The sequence below is a fragment of the Klebsiella sp. WP8-S18-ESBL-06 genome, from assembly GCF_014169755.1.
In the GTDB taxonomy this organism is placed as follows: Bacteria; Pseudomonadota; Gammaproteobacteria; order Enterobacterales; family Enterobacteriaceae; genus Kluyvera; species Kluyvera ascorbata_B.
Window position 1 is genome coordinate 654,011 of the sequence record NZ_AP022256.1, and the last position, 15,634, is coordinate 669,644.

A 15,634-nucleotide genomic window follows, 5' to 3' on the forward strand; every position below is an offset into this window, starting at 1 on the left:
ATGGAAAATAAAATACCCATTGCTACATGAAATAAAGAATGTCAGGAGTTGAACCATAAAAATGTGATGAAGATCACCTATCGCCTTCATGCCGCGGGAGACAAGGGAGTCAATGGCTGAAATTGTGCATCAGCGCCCAGTGCTGTGTGCATATGGTCAATAAAATGAATTTATTGCGCGTTTAAATTGGTGATTTGCACAATGTGCGAGCGAGATATCCTGATTATACTGAACCTCGAATTCATGGCGTCTGATTTTTTATTACGAGATTCATTGGTAATTAAATAATCAGCGAAATTCGCTTTAATAAAAACAATAAAATTAAAGCATCCTGTACCCGAGGATAATAAAATGATACACGATACTGCTGATGTTGTTGAAGCAAAAAAGGGTATGCCTACCCGTTATTTAATTCTATTCATTATTTTTATTGTTACGGCCGTTAACTACGCAGACCGCGCAACGCTTTCCATTGCCGGTACGTCTGTCGCTAAGGAACTGGAACTTAGTGCGATTTCTATGGGGTATATCTTCTCTGCATTCGGTTGGGCGTACCTGCTCATGCAGATCCCCGGTGGTTGGTTACTGGATAAATTCGGCTCGAAGAAAGTTTATACCTATAGCTTGTTCTTCTGGTCTCTGTTTACCTTCCTGCAGGGCTTTGTCGGTTTCTTCCCGCTAGCATGGGCCGGCGTTTCTATGTTCTTCATGCGTTTTATGCTGGGCTTCTCCGAAGCGCCTTCCTTCCCGGCAAACGCGCGTATTGTTGCGGCCTGGTTCCCAACCAAAGAACGCGGTACCGCCTCGGCTATTTTTAACTCCGCGCAGTATTTCTCTTTAGCGCTGTTCTCGCCGCTGCTGGGCTGGCTGACCTTCGCCTGGGGCTGGGAGCACGTCTTTACCGTGATGGGGGTGATTGGCTTTGTGTTGACCGGGCTGTGGGTGAAGTTCGTACACAACCCAACCGATCATCCACGAATGACCAAAGAAGAGCTGAAGTTTATTGCGGATAACGGCGCAGTGGTTGATATGGACCACAAAAAGCCGGGCAGCGACGCGGCAAAAGGTCCGAAACTGGATTACATCAAACAGTTGCTTAGCAGCCGTATGATGTTAGGTATCTTCTTCGGCCAGTACTTCTTAAACACCATCACCTGGTTCTTCCTCACCTGGTTCCCGATTTACCTGGTGCAGGACAAAGGTATGTCGATTCTGAAAGTGGGTATGGTGGCGTCTATCCCTGCGCTGTGTGGTTTTGCCGGCGGTGTGCTGGGCGGGCTGTTCTCCGACTACCTGATTCGCCGCGGTTGTACGCTGACCTTTGCACGTAAACTGCCTATTGTGCTGGGCATGCTGTTGGCGTCGACGATTATTCTGTGTAACTACACCGACAACACGGCGCTGGTCGTAGGATTAATGGCGCTGGCGTTCTTCGGCAAAGGCTTTGGCGCACTGGGGTGGCCGGTTATCTCCGACGTGGCGCCAAAAGAGATTGTTGGGCTGTGCGGTGGGGTGTTTAACGTCTTTGGTAACGTCGCCTCTATCGTTACGCCGCTGGTGATTGGTTATATCGTAAGTGAACTGCACTCCTTTAATGGCGCACTGATTTTTGTCGGCTGTTCCGCGCTGATGATGATGGTTTGCTACCTCTTCGTGGTCGGCGACATCAAACGTCTGGAACTGCGGAAGTAAGCCGCGATTAACGTAAGGTAATAAAAAATGGATAACGCGATTTTTCCTAACAAATTCAAAGCGGCGCTGGCTGCTCAACGGGTTCAGATTGGCTGCTGGTCAGCCCTCTCCAGCCCGATCAGTACTGAAGTGTTAGGCCTGGCCGGTTTCGACTGGCTGGTGCTGGACGGTGAACATGCGCCGAACGATGTGACGACGTTAATCCCACAGCTGATGGCACTGAAAGGCAGTCAGAGCGCGCCGGTCGTACGTATTCCGACCAATGAGCCGGTCATTATCAAGCGCATGCTGGATATCGGCTTCTATAACTTCCTGATTCCGTTTGTGGAAACGCAGGAGCAGGCGGCGCAGGCGGTCTCTTCCACGCGCTATCCGCCGGAGGGGATTCGCGGCGTATCCGTTTCGCATCGCGGCAATATGTTTGGCACCGTACCGGACTACTTCGCGCAGTCCAACAAAAACATCACCATCCTGGTGCAGATTGAAAGCCAGCAGGGCGTCGATAACGTGGATGCTATCGCGGCAACGGAAGGTGTGGATGGCATCTTTGTCGGGCCAAGCGACCTGGCCGCCGCGCTGGGGCATCTGGGTAATGCTTCGCACCCGGAGGTTCAGAAAGCCATTCAGCATATTTTTGCCCGTGCGAAAGCCCACGGCAAGCCAAGCGGCATCCTGGCACCGGTTGAAGCCGACGCGCGCCGCTACCTCGAGTGGGGAGCCACCTTTGTGGCCGTTGGCAGCGACCTGGGCGTCTTCCGCGCCGGTACTCAAAAACTGGCTGATGCTTTTAAAAAGTAACCACCACCGATTAACGCAATATTGAGGAAATGACGATGAAAGTTGGTTTTATTGGCCTGGGTATCATGGGTAAACCGATGAGTAAAAACCTGCTGAAAGCGGGTTACTCGCTGGTGGTGTCGGACCGTAATCCTGAAACGATTGCCGAAGTGATTGCCGCCGGAGCGGAAACGGCGACCACGGCGAAAGCCATTGCCGAGCAGTGCGATGTCATCATCACGATGCTGCCAAACTCGCCGCACGTAAAAGAAGTGGCGCTGGGGGAAAATGGCATTATCGAAGGTGCCAAACCGGGCACTGTACTGATCGATATGAGCTCAATTGCGCCGCTGGCGAGCCGCGAAATTAGTGAGGCGCTGAAAGCAAAAGGCGTAGATATGCTTGATGCGCCGGTAAGCGGCGGCGAACCGAAAGCCATTGATGGCACGCTGTCGGTGATGGTTGGTGGAGATAAAGCGATTTTCGACAAGTATTATGACCTGATGAAAGCGATGGCCGGCTCCGTGGTGCATACCGGGGAGATTGGCGCGGGTAACATCACCAAGCTGGCGAATCAGGTGATTGTCGCGCTGAACATCGCTGCAATGTCGGAAGCGTTGACCCTGGCGACCAAAGCGGGTGTGAATCCTGACCTGGTTTATCAGGCCATCCGCGGCGGTCTGGCGGGCAGCACCGTGCTGGATGCCAAGGCGCCGATGGTTATGGATCGTAACTTCAAGCCGGGCTTCCGTATCGATCTGCATATTAAAGATCTGGCCAACGCGCTGGATACGTCCCACGGCGTTGGGGCGCAGCTGCCGCTGACCGCAGCGGTGATGGAAATGATGCAGGCGCTGCGTGCCGATGGGTTGGGCACGGCCGACCATAGTGCCCTGGCGTGCTACTACGAAAAACTGGCGAAAGTTGAAGTGACTCGTTAAGGACGTTGCGCCCGGCGGCGTTAGCCTGCCGGGCCGGCAAGGTAGGCCGGATAAGTTATGCGCCATCCGGCGTCGCGCGCTAATAGGCTCAGATATGAAAATCGTAATCGCCCCAGACTCTTATAAAGAAAGCCTTTCTGCCACCGAGGTAGCACAGGCGATAGAAAAAGGATTTCGGGAAATCTTTCCGCAAGCGCAGTTTGTGTCTGTACCGGTTGCCGACGGCGGCGAAGGTACGGTTGAGGCGATGATTGCGGCCACTCAGGGGCGCGCGGTGATGTCGACGGTAACCGGCCCGCTTGGCGACCCCGTGCAGGCTCAGTGGGGCATCTCCGGCGACGGCGGTACGGCATTTATCGAAATGGCCGCCGCCAGCGGCCTGGCGCTGGTACCGCCTGAACGTCGTAACCCGCTGATCACCACGTCCTATGGTACCGGTGAGCTGATCCTCCAGGCGCTGGAAAGTGGAGTGAAGAGCATTATTATCGGTATCGGCGGCAGCGCCACGAACGACGGCGGGGCGGGGATGGTACAGGCGCTGGGCGCAAAGTTATGCGACGCCAACGGTTCGCCGATTGGTTTCGGCGGCGGTAGCCTGATGAGCCTTAATCATATTGATATTTCCGGACTCGATGCGCGCCTGCAGGCGTGCACAATTCGCGTAGCCTGCGATGTGACCAACCCGTTAACCGGGCCGTCTGGCGCGTCCTGTATTTTTGGGCCGCAGAAAGGCGCTACCGCGGCGATGATCGCCGAGCTGGACCGCAACCTCGCGCACTATGCCGAGGTGATTAAAAAATCGCTACGGGTGGATGTTAAAGAGGTGCCGGGCTCTGGCGCGGCGGGGGGAATGGGCGGCGCGCTGATGGCGTTTCTCGGCGCAGAGCTGCGCAGCGGCATTGAGATAGTCACTCAGGCGTTAAATCTCGAAGAGCATATTCACGACTGCACGCTGGTGGTGACCGGTGAAGGGCGGCTGGACAGCCAGAGCATTCACGGTAAGGTGCCCGTTGGGGTGGCCAGCGTGGCAAAGAAATACCATAAGCCGGTGATCGGTATTGCCGGTAGCCTGACCCGCGATGTCGGCGTTGTACACCAGTACGGTATTGATTCTGTGTTCAGCGTGCTGAACCGTATTGGCTCGCTGGAAGAGGCGTTCCGTGAGGCGGCGGACAATATTTATCTCACTTCCCGTAATATCGCTGCCACCCTTCAGGTGGGAATGCAGACGGAAAGGTGACATTGGCTCGTAAACCCTCTATACTTCGCGCCGAAGCTGACCAGACAGTCGCCGCTTCGTCGTCGTCCTCTTCGGGGGAGACGGGCGGAGGGGAGGAAAGTCCGGGCTCCATAGGGCAAGGTGCCAGGTAACGCCTGGGGGGTGTCACAGCCCACGACCAGTGCAACAGAGAGCAAACCGCCGATGGCCCGCGCAAGCGGGATCAGGTAAGGGTGAAAGGGTGCGGTAAGAGCGCACCGCGCGGCTGGTAACAGTCCGTGGCACGGTAAACTCCACCCGGAGCAAGGCCAAATAGGGGTTCATAAGGTACGGCCCGTACTGAACCCGGGTAGGCTGCTTGAGCCAGTGAGCGATTGCTGGCCTAGATGAATGACTGTCCACGACAGAACCCGGCTTATCGGTCAGTTTCACTTCTTAAAAAACCCCGCCTTGATGGCGGGGTTTTTGCTTTCTGACGTACCCTGCCGCGCACCGACAGAGCGAGGATGGCGAGGCGGTCAGCCCCGGTTACCAAACCAGGGCATTTGTTCAGGCGGTCTGTTCTTCCGCCTGGCTGCTCTCAGCCTGGGCCACGATGGCTTCCAGTTCGCTCAGCATGTCTTCCAGACCAAACTCCGGTGCCGCGTTGGTGGGTTGAGGGGCGTTGGCCACCTTCATCGTCTGCTGCTTTTTATTGTTTCTCTTACTCATTTTTGCTTCCGCTATCCTGAATAGACCTACACAGGTAAATCTATCAGCAAAGCGCGCAGTGGGGTATCAGCAACGAGTGTGATATTGGCTTCATCGCGAATAAATGCCCCATCGCCGCAGGTGAGCGATTTGTTTTCTGCGTCGTTAGCCAGCGCATGTACGGTGCCGTGAATCGACTGTAAATAGGCGCGCGGCCCGTGCAGTGACAGAGAAACCTGCTCGCCTTTTGCCAGCTCAATATGGTGTAGCCACACCTGCTGACGCAGCTGCAGACTATGCTGACTGCCGTCCGGCGAGGCCAGCAACTGGTGCGCGGTATCTTTCAGCTTCAGTTTCTGTACCCGCGAATTATCGCGTTCCGGGCAGGCGTCCAGCCAGATTTGTATCCGGGTTAACGGCTTGTCTTTGCTCAGGTTATGTTCGCTATAGCTGACACCCTGCTGGGTTGCAATCAGCAGCGCTTCACCGGCCTTCGCCTGAATATGGTGGCCTTCGCTGTCGCGGTACTCGGCCTCACCTTCCAGAATCAGATTCAGAATATCGACCTTCGGATAGGTCCGCGGCTGGAAGGCCGCGCCGGGAGCAAGGACTTCCTGATTCAGCACGCGCAGAGACGCATAGCCCAGCAGTTTCGGATCGAAGTAGTGTCCAAAAGAGAAGGTATAGCGGGCCTGAAGCCAACCGAAGTCCGCCTGTCCGCACTGTTTCGCTGTTCTTGTGGTAATCATCTTCTTGACCCTCCTTTACATTAAATCAATGGTAAAGGTATGGACGCTGCATTGTTAGCCAGATATTCTGCCCGGTATGTTCAAATTTCCTGAATGAGCAAGCTATGGCTAAAGAGAGGGCACTGACGCTGGAAGCACTACGAGTAATGGACGCCATTGACCGACGCGGCAGCTTCGCCGCCGCGGCGGATGAGCTTGGGCGCGTGCCCTCGGCGTTGAGCTATACCATGCAAAAGCTGGAAGAAGAGCTGGACGTTGTGCTTTTTGACCGTTCAGGTCATCGAACAAAATTCACTAACGTCGGGCGTATGCTCCTCGAACGTGGTCGCGTCCTGCTGGAGGCGGCAGATAAGCTGACCACCGATGCCGAAGCGCTGGCGCGCGGCTGGGAAACGCACCTCACCATTGTGGCGGAAGCGCTGATCCCAACGGCAACGCTGTTCCCGCTGGTGGAAAAGCTGGCGGCGAAGTCTAACACCCAGCTGTCGATTATCACCGAAGTGCTGGCGGGCGCCTGGGAGCGTCTGGAACAGGGGCGAGCGGACATCGTGATCGCACCGGATATGCACTTCCGTTCTTCGACGGAAATTAACTCGCGCAAGCTCTACTCGCTGATGAGCGTTTACGTGGCGGCGCCGGATCATCCGATTCATCAGGAGGCGGAACCGCTGTCTGAAGTGACGCGCGTGAAATATCGTGGGGTAGCGATTGCGGATACCGCGCGGGAGCGCCCGGTACTGACGGTGCAGCTGCTGGACAAACAGCCGCGTCTGACGGTGACATCGATGGAAGAGAAGCGTCAGGCGCTGCTCGCCGGGCTCGGCGTGGCGACCATGCCGTATCAGCTGGTTGAAGAGGATATTGCGCAAGGGCGTCTGCGGGTGGTGAGCCCGGAGTACAGCAAAGAGATTGACATTATTATGGCGTGGCGCCGCGACAGCATGGGCGAAGCGAAATCGTGGTGTCTGCGCGAAATTCAGAAACTGTTAACCGCAAAATAAAGCAGTAGGCCGGATAGGCGTTTACGCCGCCATCCGGCGATTTGTGCCGAATAGCCTGATGGCGCTGCGCTTATCAGGCCTACCAGACCCGCGTTGTGCCTGGTTGGGATCAGGAAATCCCCTTCGGATCGGGCCCGAAACGGTTATTGCCCGGCGTGCCGCTCTGACAGTTGAAGATCAAAATTACGATCCAGCCGATCACCGGAATAATCAGCAGCAGTAGCCACCATGCCGAGCGGTCGGTGTCATGCAGACGACGGAACTGCACGGCCCACCACGGCAGGAAAACCAGCACCCCATAAATAGTGGTGAGGATCCCTTCACCGCCGGCGCGCTGCCAGCCAAGCATCTTATCGACTACGCCCAGCACGAGCGTAAAAATCACGTTCACCAGGACGAACATCCAGTACTCTTTGCGGCGGGCGCGGCCGCCAAAGCCAATGTAGTTACGTATAACCTTGAGATACCAATCCATTTTTTTGCCTCAGTTGATCATTAATCACTTGTTTTTAAAGCGATCAAGCTAAGGATAGTCGCGAATGAAAATGAGGTAAATATTGATGAGGCGAATAAATTAGGGCGCCGATGGACGGCACCCTGAAGGTTTAGCGAAAACGAACGTCGCGACCGTGCGGCTGGTCCAGATCCTGCCACGGGCCAACCGAAATAATCCCGGTCGGGTTAATGGTCTTGTGGCTGCGGAAATAGTGATTGCGGATGTGGCCAAAATCGACGGTTTCCGCAATGCCCGGCATCTGGTAGATATCGCGCAGGAAGCCATGCAGATTGGGGTAATCGCTGATGCGGTGCTTGTCGCACTTAAAGTGGGTTACGTACACCGGATCGAAACGGATAAGCGTCGTCCACAGGCGGATATCGGCTTCGGTAAGCTGATTGCCGGTCAGGTAACGCTGCGTGCCGAGAATATTTTCCAGACGATCGAGCGAGATAAAGACCTTTTCCACCGCCTCATCGTAGGCTGCCTGGCTGGTGGCGAAACCGGCCTTGTAGACACCGTTATTGACCGTGTCGTAGATCCAGCCGTTCAGCTCGTCGATTTGTTCGCGTAGCGCCAGTGGATAGTAATCCCCCGCTTTGGCACCCAGGGCATCAAACGCGGTGTTAAACATGCGAATAATTTCGGCAGATTCGTTGCTGACGATGGTTTGATTTTTCTTGTCCCACAGCACCGGCACGGTTACGCGCCCGGAGTAGGTCGGGTCGGCGTGCTGGTAGAGCTGATACAAAAACTGATGCTGATAGAGCGCATCACCGGTCGCCGCCGGGAAGTCCGCGTCGAAGGTCCAGCCGTTTTCCAGCATCAGTGGGTTAACGACGGACACGGAGATAAACGGCTCCAGCCCTTTCAGTTTGCGTAAAATCAGCGTGCGGTGCGCCCACGGGCAGGCGAGGGAAACGTACAGATGATAGCGATCTTTTTCGGCGGCAAAGCCACCGCTGCCGGTTGGGCCTGGCTCGCCGTCGGCGGTCAGCCAGTTGCGAAAGGCGGAGACTGAACGCTGGAAACGTCCGCCGGTGGATTTGGTGTCGTACCAGGTATCCTGCCAGACGCCGTCAATAAGTTGTCCCATCATGTTCTCCTTTAGATAGCAAAAGCGAGGAGATATCTCCTCGCTTTGTGTATTCAGTATAGTGTGCTTACCACTTTTTATTCAGCACGCGGTCGATGCTGAAGGCGCCCGGACCGGTGATGCCCAGCAGCAGGTAGCCGCCAGCGATGGTCAGGTTTTTCATAAACATCAGCGAGTTCATGCCTTCCGCAAAGTTGCTGTGGAAGATAAACGCGGTCAGTACCGTGAACGCCGCGGTGAACAGCGCGGTGGTACGGGTCAGGAAACCGAACAGAATGGCCAGACCGCCGCCAAACTCAAGCAGAATGGTCAGCGGCAGCAGGAACCCCGGGACGCCCATGGCTTCCATATATTGCTGTGTACCCGCATACCCGGTTATTTTGCCCCAGCCAGCCGTGATAAACAGAATTGGCATCAGAATACGAGCAACCAGGAAACCAGTATCTTCTAATTTTTTCATCTTACACTCCAGAGAACCTTGCGGGCAGTTAAACCATTTTATTGAGCATTTACACGTCGATAGCGCGTAGCTGCTGTCGATGAAGAGCAATATAACTGCGGTGTATGACAATTGTTAGCAAGGAAAACTGTTGAACTCCTTCAAAGAATCTGAGTAATGATGTACGACTCCGCGATTTTTCCCGAGCCGCTACGCAAAGAAGCACTTGTGCGATTGCGCCTTTCTGACCCTGGAGGATACTCGCGGCAGGCTGGTTATCAGGGACGAAACGCGATGGTGAACACCCCGCATGATGCACTCTTTAAGACCTTTATGTCGCATCCCGAGACGGTGGGCGATTTTCTGGGAATACACCTACCGGCAGAGCTGCTGGCCCTTTGCGACCTGAAAACGCTGAAGCTGGCGTCGGGGAGTTTTATTGATGAGTCTCTCAGGGCAAGCTATTCCGATGTGCTGTGGTCGCTGCAAACCTGCGACGGCGTGGGCTATGTCTATGCGCTGATTGAGCATCAGAGTTCGCCGGATAAGCATATGGCTTTTCGCTTAATGCGCTATGCCTTTGCCGCCATGCAGCGGCATCTGGAGGCTGGGCACGATACGCTTCCACTGGTGATTCCCATGCTGTTTTACCACGGAGAAAAAAGTCCGTATCCGTTCTCCATGCGTTGGCTGGATGCGTTTGCTGAACCCGAGGTTGCGCGGGTACTCTATGACGGCGTGCTTCCGCTGGTCGATCTCACCGTGCTGTCGGATGATGACATCATGGGGCATCGGCGTATCGCGCTGCTGGAGTTTTTACAGAAAAATATTCGCCGTCGCGATCTGATGGAGATGACGGAAAACCTGCTTAGGTTGCTGCGCGCGGGGTACACCACCGACAGCCAGTTCCGTGCGCTAATTCACTATCTGGCCGAGACGGGAAGAACCACGCAGCCGGAGGCGTTCTTTCGACAGCTGGCGGGGGGGATGACGCCCCGTGAGGAGAAGATGATGAAAAAGAAACTGACGCTAATGGAGTGGGCTGAAATACAGCATGACGAGGGTAGAAATGAAGGTGAGCAGCAAACAACGCTGAAAATTGCCCGCGCCCTAATCAGCCACGGCGTTGCGCTGAAAACCATCGCGCAGACGACCGGGCTGTCGATAGAAGAACTGGCTGAAATAAACCGCTAGACGCCGTCAGACTGGCTTATGCAGCAGGTTTTTAACCATCCGCCATGTGCTCCAGACGCCAAGGCCACGACGCGCCCAGCGAACCAGAAAACGTGGGTGGCGCAGTGACACTACGGCCATGGCGCTGCTGGCGACCATCGCCCACGAGCGCAGGCTGACCAGCCGGCTCCAGCCACGGTCATAGATCTGCGTTGCGTTCAGCCAGTCGCGACGGCTGGCGCTGAGATCCAGCCGCTGCTGCTGAATCTGGCGCAGCAGCGCGGCCTTGCGCTGTTCGCGCTCCTGGCGTGGGCTCATGGTTCGTCGTTCTCCAGCAGGGTGCGATCGTTAGCGAGCTCGTGGCGCGTATGGCGCAGCAGCGTGGAGCGGCGCGCTTTACGCAGCGTCCAGATGCCGCCAATCAACGCCAGCAGCAGCAGCGTAACGGTGGTGGCAATCATCACGTGAAGCCGATATTGCGGGTCAACGGCCCACATTATCAGTACCAGCAGGCTCATCAGGCCGAAGGCAGTAAACAGCAGGGTTAACCCGGCCATCAACAGCAGCTGAATAAGGTTCGCTTTCTCCTCTTCCAGCTCAACGACGACCAGGCGCAGCCGCGTTTCAACCATCTGAACCAGCAGGGTGACGATGCGCTGGCCAATGCCGAGAACGTTTTTCCCCGGCCCCGGCGCGTGCTGAGAATCACTCATGCTTAGCGACGCGTCAGCAGTACGCCCAGCACCAGACCGACTGCGGCACCGATGCCCATGCCGGTCCACGGGTTTTCACGCACATAGCCATCGGCTTTAGCCGCCGCTTCGCGGGTTTGCTTCGCAATAGCATCCCCCGTTTCGCCCAGACGGTCACGGCTCTCTTTCAGCGCGCTTTCCGCTTTGCTGCGCAGCTTACTCATCTCTTCTTTCGATTTATCGGTGGAAGCGTTCAGGACTTCTTCCAGGGTATCTGACAGGGCCTTCAGCTCTGCACGTAACTGATCTGAGGTTGAATCTTTCGCCATCGTCTCTCTCCTGTTTAGGTTCCACTTACTCAATACGCGCGGGATTCCAGCGCGTTAAGTTCTTTTTTGGCTTCCTGAAGCTTGTGCTCGCGTTTAGCCACTTTTTCCGCATCACCGCTCTGTTTTGCTTCACGCAGATCGTGTTCGCGCTCGCGAATTTCGTCTTTCTGTTCGGCAATTTTTTCCTGATGGTCGGCGCGAAGCTTGCTGTCAGTACAGTTAGCTTTGACTTCGCTTAACGCCTTTTTCAGGCCGCTAATGCGGTTCTGATTGTTATGCTTTTCGGCATAACCAATTTCACGCTGAATGTCTTGCTCTTTTTCCTGACAGAGTGATGTTGCTGCTGCACTCGCGCTAAGAGACGCGAGGGCGAGCGCAAAGACGATGCGGTATTTCATGTATGAATCTTCCATTTTGCGTAGTACATCTGGAATGTACTTTCCCAGTAAGTGAGCACCGCGATGGCGCTCACATTACTAAGCATAGTAAGTAAAAGGCGAAATGACCAAAGTAAGTGAAACTATTCAGATTCCTGGAAGTTTTTAGCCAAATCGGTGTGACGTATCGCGCAGCAGTGATAGCCAGCCCGCGGGGTCGTTTTCTTCTTCCTGTAGCGAAACGACGTAGACGTGCGGCAGCGTGCTATCCAGCACGCGCTTCGCCGCAGCGCTTTGTTCGCTGGATTCAAAGGTGATCAGCAGCGAATCATTGTGCGGAGTGATGCTCTTAAAACGAATACCGTTGGCATCCAGATGGTGTGAGATAGAAAAACCATCGGGCATGCTGGACTGGCTCATCGGGCGAATCGCCAGCGTAGACTCTTCACGCTGCAGCGCGGCCCACATCCAGAGAAGCGCGCATAACAACAGCAGCACGCTCATGCTGAATGCAAACCGGCGAAGATGAATGCGGCTCGGCACCATAGTTAGCCTCGGTTACCGTATTTTTTCTTCCACACCACGACCAACGAACCGCACAGGCCAAAAATCAGCAGCGCCACTGGCAGCAGCATCAGGCAGGACATCAGTGCGTCTTCATACTTCTGGAACACCGGCGTTTTGCCCAGCAGGAAGCCCAGGGTGGTCAGAATCAACACCCACAGCAGGCCGCTCATCCAGTTAAAGAACTGGAAGCGTGCGTTGCTCAGGCCGGACAGGCCCGCGATGGTAGGAAGCAATGTGCGAACAAAGGCAATGAAGCGCCCTACCAGCAGTGCAGAGAGGCCGTGTTTGTGGAAAAGATGATGCGACCGCTGATGATAATGAGCGGGGAGGTGTGACAGCCAGTTCTGGACGACACGGGTATTACCTAGCCAGTTGCCCTGGATGTAGCCCACCCAGCTGCCGAGGCTGGCGGCAACCGTCAGCAGTATAATCGTCTGCGGGAAGCCCATTGCACCTTTAGCAATGAGAACGCCGACCAGCACCAGCAGGCTGTCGCCCGGCAGGAAGGCGGCCGGCAGCAGCCCGTTTTCCAGAAACAGGATCATAAATAAGACGAAATACAGCATGCCGATCATGGAGGGATTCGCGAGCGTCTCGAAATCCTGGCTCCATAAGGCATTTAAGAGTTGGGTTAGTAGTTCCATTCACGATTCCTGGTACTTCGATTAAGGTCATGCCTGAATGCGCTGCGATATCTTCTCTATTTCTATTTTAATAGCATCGCGGTAAATACGCGCTGAACAGTCCTTGTTTTGGCGAAATAATCTCAAACGGATTGTCGAAGCGACAAAATGCATTCAATTGTAACAAACGGTGCAGTTTTCCGTCATAGAAATTGCAATGTGTTGCCGTTTGATTTTGCGGTTTAGCGCGGGGAGAGGCTAGGGGATTTACAAAGGCTTACCCACACAGAATGTCGGGCAAGCCTCGTTGAACAACTGAGAGACTTATTTACCGCCGAGGGCGACGGTATCAAGGTGGACGACCGGGTTCTCAGCGAACAGATAGCGGTCGGCGTTGAATTCAAAATCATCGCTGGTTTCGTTGAACAGCATCAGCTTGGTATTTTCCAGATGCTGCCACATGGCCAGCTTCGCCGCGTGCGGGTCTTTGCGAATCAGTGCCTTGAGGATCTGATCGTGGTCATCACACCAGTTATCGACGGTGCGGGCATCGATATGGTCGTGCAGTTTTTTCCAGTACGGGTTATGTACTCGCTGGGTCCACATTTTTTCAACGATGGCGGCCAGCGCGGTGTTCTGAGTTGCCAGCGCAACCTGCACGTGGAACTGGAGATCCCACTCGGAGTCGCGGAAGCATTTCTCTTTGCGCGCCTTCTCCTGGATCTCCATTAGCTTCATGATGTCCTGCTTGGTGACCTGGGTGGCGGCAAATTCGGCGATATTGCTCTCAATGAGCTGACGCGCCTGCAGCAGTTCGAAAGGACCGTAGTTGGCAAACTCCAGATTTTCGTCCGGCACCTGGTGGTGCTTCGGCTGATTAGAAATAACGTGGATGCCGGAGCCTTTACGAACCTCAACGTACCCTTCCACTTCGAGCATGATGATGGCTTCACGCACGACGGTGCGGCTGACGCTTTTTTCATCAGCAATAAAACGCTCAGCGGGAAGCTTGTCGCCCACAAGGTAAACGCCTTGCTCAATGCGTTCTTTTAGCTCAGCGGCCAGTTGCTGATACAAGCGACGTGCGTCGGCGATTTCCATATGCTCTCCAGGCAGGGTACGGCAGAATGAATTTGTTATACCACTTTTACGAGCAGCTAACCACAATTTGACATGAAAAAAGCCGCCTTGATCAAGGCGGCTTAAGAGAAAACCTACTTCGCTCGCAGACTTAGTTTTGCGTCGCCTGCTGAGCCGGACGGTTAGCGCCGGATTGACCGTCGTCAGCCTGTTTATTTTGCAGGACGGTCCAGATAACCACTGCGCCTAACAGGTCGAAGATAGCCAGTACGGCGAACAGCGGGCTGAAGCCAATGGTGTCGGCCAGGGCGCCAACGACCAGGGCAAACATGGTGCTTGCCATCCACGCCGCCATCCCGGTCAGGCCGTTTGCAGTTGCCACTTCGTTACGACCGAAGACGTCAGAAGAGAGCGTAATCAGCGCGCCGGACAGGGACTGGTGAGCAAAGCCACCGAGGCACAGCAGGGCGATGGCAATGTAAGGGCTGGTGAACAGACCGATCAGGCCTGGGCCAATCATCAGCAGCGCACCCATGGTTACAACCATTTTACGGGACACAATCAGGTTAACGCCGAACCAGCGCTGGAACAGCGGCGGCAGGTAACCACCGATAACGCAGCCGAGGTCAGCAAACAGCATCGGCATCCACGCAAACATCGCGATTTCTTTCAGGTCGAAGCCGTACACTTTAAACATGAACAGCGGGATCCAGGCGTTGAAGGTACCCCATGCTGGTTCTGCCAGGAAGCGCGGAAGGGCGATACCCCAGAAACGACGGGTCTGAATAATCTGCCACGGAGACATTTTCTTCGCGTTGTTGGTCTGGTGTGCTGCTTCCTGACCGCCAATGATGTATTCACGTTCTTCGTCGGTTAGTTTTTTCTGATCGCGTGGGTGTTTGTAGAATACCAGCCAGCACATTGCCCAGATGAAGCTCAGCGCACCGGAGATGATGAACGCCATCTGCCAGCTGTGCATCACGATAGCCCAGACCACCAGCGGCGGAGCAATCATGCCGCCGATAGAAGAACCGACGTTGAAGTAGCCGACAGCGATAGAACGCTCTTTTGCCGGGAACCACTCGGAGCTGGCTTTCAGGCCCGCAGGGATCATTGCGGCTTCAGCGGCACCTACCGCACCACGTGCGATAGCCAGTCCACCCCAGCTGCCTGCCAGCGCGGTTGCGCCGCAGAAAATAGCCCAGGCAACGGCGAAGAAGGCGTAGCCAATTTTGGTACCGAGGATATCCAGAACATAGCCGGCAACCGGCTGCATCACGGTGTACGCTGCGGAATAAGCAGCGATGATGTATGAATATTGCTGTGTGGAAATGTGCAGCTCTGCCATCAGCGTTGGCGCCGCTGCTGCCACGGTATTACGTGTCAGGTAGCCCAGCACGGTGCCCATCGTCACCAGTGCGATCATGTACCAACGTAATCCTTTAATTTTTCGCATGTAAACCTCATCGTGTTGTTATAACTGCGGGTCCTGCAGCCATCTTCCCGTTTGCTCGGAAGATGTCATTCTCGAAGGGCTTACCGTGGAAATGATCCCCGGTACGGCCCGAACTTGCCAGTAAATCAGCGTGCTTAATTCGGTATCCGTACCGCTCAATCAAGTGTCTGTATCGACCACCGCTAATGTATTCTGTCGCTCAATGTGTTTCGACGGAGGGCAAGATAACTTGTCATA

At 55.0% G+C, this 15,634-nt stretch carries 19 protein-coding genes and 1 other RNA gene; 7 read left to right on the forward strand and 13 right to left on the reverse strand.

Features of this window, described 5'->3' with window-relative positions; genetic code table 11:
• Positions 1–351: 351 nt before the first annotated feature.
• The 5 genes from H7R76_RS03175 (at position 352) to rnpB (ending at position 5,063) form a co-directional block, all read left to right on the forward strand.
• Positions 352–1,692 (forward strand): MFS transporter, encoded by a 1,341-nt coding sequence (locus H7R76_RS03175; protein ID WP_182966945.1) that lies wholly within the window; start codon positions 352–354, stop codon positions 1,690–1,692.
• A 27-nt stretch (positions 1,693–1,719) separates the two neighbouring features.
• Positions 1,720–2,490 (forward strand): 2-dehydro-3-deoxyglucarate aldolase, encoded by a 771-nt coding sequence (gene garL, locus H7R76_RS03180; protein WP_182966947.1) that lies wholly within the window; start codon positions 1,720–1,722, stop codon positions 2,488–2,490.
• A gap of 29 nt (positions 2,491–2,519) precedes the next feature.
• Complete coding sequence (gene garR / locus H7R76_RS03185; RefSeq protein ID WP_182966949.1) at positions 2,520–3,410, forward strand: 2-hydroxy-3-oxopropionate reductase; 891 nt, start codon at positions 2,520–2,522, stop codon at positions 3,408–3,410.
• Between the two features lie 94 nt (positions 3,411–3,504).
• Positions 3,505–4,650, forward strand: coding sequence for a glycerate 2-kinase (garK, locus tag H7R76_RS03190; RefSeq protein WP_106927138.1), 1,146 nt, complete (start codon positions 3,505–3,507; stop codon positions 4,648–4,650).
• Between the two features lie 32 nt (positions 4,651–4,682).
• An RNA gene (gene rnpB / locus H7R76_RS03195) (RNase P RNA component class A) lies at positions 4,683–5,063 on the forward strand.
• 115 nt (positions 5,064–5,178) lie between these two features.
• On the opposite strand, the gene H7R76_RS03200 is transcribed toward rnpB, so the two are convergent.
• Positions 5,179–5,340 carry a protein YhaL gene (locus tag H7R76_RS03200; RefSeq protein ID WP_181358003.1) on the reverse strand — a complete coding sequence of 54 codons (162 nt, stop codon included), beginning with the start codon at positions 5,338–5,340 and terminating at the stop codon, positions 5,179–5,181.
• A gap of 26 nt (positions 5,341–5,366) precedes the next feature.
• The gene (locus tag H7R76_RS03205) at positions 5,367–6,068 is read right to left on the reverse strand and encodes a pirin family protein (RefSeq protein WP_106927137.1); all 702 of its coding nucleotides are present in this window, start codon (positions 6,066–6,068) and stop codon (positions 5,367–5,369) included.
• 104 nt (positions 6,069–6,172) lie between these two features.
• Here H7R76_RS03205 and H7R76_RS03210 point away from each other — a divergent pair, with 104 nt between their 5' ends.
• Positions 6,173–7,069, forward strand: a complete 897-nt coding sequence (locus tag H7R76_RS03210) for a LysR family transcriptional regulator (protein WP_106927136.1) — start codon at positions 6,173–6,175, stop codon at positions 7,067–7,069.
• A 109-nt stretch (positions 7,070–7,178) separates the two neighbouring features.
• Here the strand turns inward: H7R76_RS03210 and H7R76_RS03215 are convergent, their stop codons facing one another.
• From H7R76_RS03215 to H7R76_RS03225, 3 genes are all read right to left on the reverse strand, one after another.
• Positions 7,179–7,544 (reverse strand): DUF805 domain-containing protein, encoded by a 366-nt coding sequence (locus H7R76_RS03215; protein WP_106927135.1) that lies wholly within the window; start codon positions 7,542–7,544, stop codon positions 7,179–7,181.
• A gap of 130 nt (positions 7,545–7,674) precedes the next feature.
• Positions 7,675–8,661, reverse strand: a complete 987-nt coding sequence (locus H7R76_RS03220) for a glutathione S-transferase family protein (protein WP_106927134.1) — start codon at positions 8,659–8,661, stop codon at positions 7,675–7,677.
• 67 nt (positions 8,662–8,728) lie between these two features.
• The gene (locus H7R76_RS03225) at positions 8,729–9,121 is read right to left on the reverse strand and encodes a DoxX family protein (protein WP_106927133.1); all 393 of its coding nucleotides are present in this window, start codon (positions 9,119–9,121) and stop codon (positions 8,729–8,731) included.
• A 273-nt stretch (positions 9,122–9,394) separates the two neighbouring features.
• Between H7R76_RS03225 and H7R76_RS03230 the strand changes: the two genes are divergently transcribed.
• Positions 9,395–10,294 carry an Rpn family recombination-promoting nuclease/putative transposase gene (locus tag H7R76_RS03230; protein ID WP_182967896.1) on the forward strand — a complete coding sequence of 300 codons (900 nt, stop codon included), beginning with the start codon at positions 9,395–9,397 and terminating at the stop codon, positions 10,292–10,294.
• Between the two features lie 6 nt (positions 10,295–10,300).
• On the opposite strand, the gene H7R76_RS03235 is transcribed toward H7R76_RS03230, so the two are convergent.
• The 8 genes from H7R76_RS03235 to H7R76_RS03270 all read right to left on the reverse strand — a co-directional run bounded on the left by H7R76_RS03235 (position 10,301) and on the right by H7R76_RS03270 (position 15,397).
• Positions 10,301–10,591, reverse strand: a complete 291-nt coding sequence (locus H7R76_RS03235) for a YqjK-like family protein (RefSeq protein WP_182966951.1) — start codon at positions 10,589–10,591, stop codon at positions 10,301–10,303.
• A complete protein-coding gene (locus tag H7R76_RS03240; RefSeq protein WP_106927129.1) occupies positions 10,588–10,986 on the reverse strand; it encodes a phage holin family protein in 399 nt (132 codons plus the stop codon). Before H7R76_RS03240 ends, H7R76_RS03235 begins: the two co-directional genes overlap by 4 nt.
• 2 nt (positions 10,987–10,988) lie before the next feature.
• A complete protein-coding gene (locus tag H7R76_RS03245; protein ID WP_182966953.1) occupies positions 10,989–11,294 on the reverse strand; it encodes an ElaB/YgaM/YqjD family protein in 306 nt (101 codons plus the stop codon).
• Between the two features lie 29 nt (positions 11,295–11,323).
• Positions 11,324–11,692, reverse strand: coding sequence for a DUF1090 domain-containing protein (locus H7R76_RS03250; RefSeq protein ID WP_106927125.1), 369 nt, complete (start codon positions 11,690–11,692; stop codon positions 11,324–11,326).
• A gap of 144 nt (positions 11,693–11,836) precedes the next feature.
• Entirely contained in the window at positions 11,837–12,217 is a 381-nt protein-coding gene (gene mzrA, locus H7R76_RS03255; protein WP_182966955.1) for an EnvZ/OmpR regulon moderator MzrA, read from the reverse strand.
• 2 nt (positions 12,218–12,219) lie between these two features.
• Positions 12,220–12,882 carry a DedA family general envelope maintenance protein YqjA gene (yqjA, locus tag H7R76_RS03260; RefSeq protein WP_106927121.1) on the reverse strand — a complete coding sequence of 221 codons (663 nt, stop codon included), beginning with the start codon at positions 12,880–12,882 and terminating at the stop codon, positions 12,220–12,222.
• Between the two features lie 303 nt (positions 12,883–13,185).
• Positions 13,186–13,962, reverse strand: coding sequence for a transcriptional regulator ExuR (gene exuR, locus H7R76_RS03265; RefSeq protein WP_182929973.1), 777 nt, complete (start codon positions 13,960–13,962; stop codon positions 13,186–13,188).
• 130 nt (positions 13,963–14,092) lie between these two features.
• Positions 14,093–15,397: an MFS transporter gene (locus tag H7R76_RS03270; protein ID WP_106927117.1), complete on the reverse strand. Its 1,305-nt coding sequence runs from the start codon at positions 15,395–15,397 to the stop codon at positions 14,093–14,095.
• Between the last annotated feature and the right edge of the window lie 237 nt (positions 15,398–15,634).

What these genes read in the sequence shown, in the direction of transcription:
- H7R76_RS03205 (WP_106927137.1), bottom strand. Translation starts at nt 6,068, where the DNA reads ATGATTACCACAAGAACAGCGAAACAGTGCGGACAGGCGGACTTCGGT.
- H7R76_RS03240 (WP_106927129.1), bottom strand. Translation starts at nt 10,986, where the DNA reads ATGAGTGATTCTCAGCACGCGCCGGGGCCGGGGAAAAACGTTCTCGGC.
- H7R76_RS03200 (WP_181358003.1), bottom strand. Translation starts at nt 5,340, where the DNA reads ATGAGTAAGAGAAACAATAAAAAGCAGCAGACGATGAAGGTGGCCAAC.
- H7R76_RS03220 (WP_106927134.1), bottom strand. Translation starts at nt 8,661, where the DNA reads ATGGGACAACTTATTGACGGCGTCTGGCAGGATACCTGGTACGACACC.
- garK (WP_106927138.1), top strand. Translation starts at nt 3,505, where the DNA reads ATGAAAATCGTAATCGCCCCAGACTCTTATAAAGAAAGCCTTTCTGCC.
- garL (WP_182966947.1), top strand. Translation starts at nt 1,720, where the DNA reads ATGGATAACGCGATTTTTCCTAACAAATTCAAAGCGGCGCTGGCTGCT.
- H7R76_RS03210 (WP_106927136.1), top strand. Translation starts at nt 6,173, where the DNA reads ATGGCTAAAGAGAGGGCACTGACGCTGGAAGCACTACGAGTAATGGAC.
- exuR (WP_182929973.1), bottom strand. Translation starts at nt 13,962, where the DNA reads ATGGAAATCGCCGACGCACGTCGCTTGTATCAGCAACTGGCCGCTGAG.
- H7R76_RS03230 (WP_182967896.1), top strand. Translation starts at nt 9,395, where the DNA reads ATGGTGAACACCCCGCATGATGCACTCTTTAAGACCTTTATGTCGCAT.
- H7R76_RS03215 (WP_106927135.1), bottom strand. Translation starts at nt 7,544, where the DNA reads ATGGATTGGTATCTCAAGGTTATACGTAACTACATTGGCTTTGGCGGC.
- yqjA (WP_106927121.1), bottom strand. Translation starts at nt 12,882, where the DNA reads ATGGAACTACTAACCCAACTCTTAAATGCCTTATGGAGCCAGGATTTC.
- H7R76_RS03270 (WP_106927117.1), bottom strand. Translation starts at nt 15,397, where the DNA reads ATGCGAAAAATTAAAGGATTACGTTGGTACATGATCGCACTGGTGACG.
- H7R76_RS03225 (WP_106927133.1), bottom strand. Translation starts at nt 9,121, where the DNA reads ATGAAAAAATTAGAAGATACTGGTTTCCTGGTTGCTCGTATTCTGATG.
- H7R76_RS03250 (WP_106927125.1), bottom strand. Translation starts at nt 11,692, where the DNA reads ATGAAATACCGCATCGTCTTTGCGCTCGCCCTCGCGTCTCTTAGCGCG.
- mzrA (WP_182966955.1), bottom strand. Translation starts at nt 12,217, where the DNA reads ATGGTGCCGAGCCGCATTCATCTTCGCCGGTTTGCATTCAGCATGAGC.
- H7R76_RS03245 (WP_182966953.1), bottom strand. Translation starts at nt 11,294, where the DNA reads ATGGCGAAAGATTCAACCTCAGATCAGTTACGTGCAGAGCTGAAGGCC.
- garR (WP_182966949.1), top strand. Translation starts at nt 2,520, where the DNA reads ATGACGATGAAAGTTGGTTTTATTGGCCTGGGTATCATGGGTAAACCG.
- H7R76_RS03235 (WP_182966951.1), bottom strand. Translation starts at nt 10,591, where the DNA reads ATGAGCCCACGCCAGGAGCGCGAACAGCGCAAGGCCGCGCTGCTGCGC.
- H7R76_RS03175 (WP_182966945.1), top strand. Translation starts at nt 352, where the DNA reads ATGATACACGATACTGCTGATGTTGTTGAAGCAAAAAAGGGTATGCCT.